1 protein-coding gene is annotated in these 1038 nt (G+C 70.1%); it reads right to left on the bottom strand.

Annotation, left to right across the window (positions count from 1 at the left end; genetic code table 11):
• Positions 1 to 1038, bottom strand: a 1038-nt coding sequence (locus ACWEO7_RS39715) for a DUF4158 domain-containing protein (RefSeq protein WP_452431043.1), incomplete at both ends; no start/stop codon positions are given.

Here is a 1038-nt window from a genome sequence, read left to right as displayed (position 1 = left end):
TCCCACCCGATCGCATCGCCCCGGATCAAGCCGCCGATCTCCTCGTCACCGATCCGCGGATCGGTGACGATAGCCAGTAGCTCGTCCAGCAGGACTTGGCGGTCCTCACCGGATTTGCCGCGTTCGGCCAGCTCGTGGCGCATGCGCCGCTCGGCCTGGCCGAACTTCGCCGAAATCGCCTGGTCGAACAGCGCCACCACCTCGTCGAGCACGTCGGTGGCCGATTGCGCCAGCACCGTCAGCAGGATCGGGTAGCGGCGCTGCGGGTCACGACGTTCGAGGGCCTCCGGGGTCAGGCGGCGGCCCATTGTGGCCAGGAACCGGCGTCGCTCGGCGGGCAGCACCGACATATCGAGGCGGTCCGCGCCCATCCCGCGCAGGAATCCCAGTTTGTCGACCTCGGCCCTCACCGGCTGCGCGGACGCCTCCACCGGGCCGGTCGACAGCCACCGCAACCGCGATACCCCGAGCAAGGGATCGGTGACCAGCAGCGCGTCCAGCTCAGTGCACCGCTCGGTGGTGAACTCGTGCGCGAGCCGGTCATAGGTTTCGGTCTGGGCCTGGTGGCGGGCGTGCGCGACTCGTTCCACCACCGTGACCGGGCCCGGCCGGATCACCCGCGCCGAGATCAGATACTCGCACGCCAGCCGGAACAGCAGCGTCGGGGAATCGTGCTCCATCGCCCGCGCCAGCAAGAACGCGTCCAACTCCTTCGACTCCAGCGACCCGGCCACCCGCCACCCCAGATACTGAGCGGCCAGCCGCACATGCTCGGTGCGGGTCTTGGCGCGCTTGCCGTACGAGCCGATCTCCACCGGATCCACCCGCAGCTGTCCGGCGAGCCGGGCCACCGCCACCGGCGGTGCCGTGGTCAACCGGTCCGGCACGAACCCCAGCCACGGCAGCGTGCACAACGCGACCGCCAGCCCCAACCGATCCGCCGGACCCCGGCCGCGGCCCGGATCCACGAATGCCAGATCAGCCGGGGCCAGCGTGAAATACCGGAACAACTCCTCGCGGCTGATCTCCGGGAACCCC

This window comes from Nocardia sp. NPDC004260 (assembly GCF_053603155.1).
This window is presented reverse-complemented; position numbering and strand designations above follow the sequence as displayed.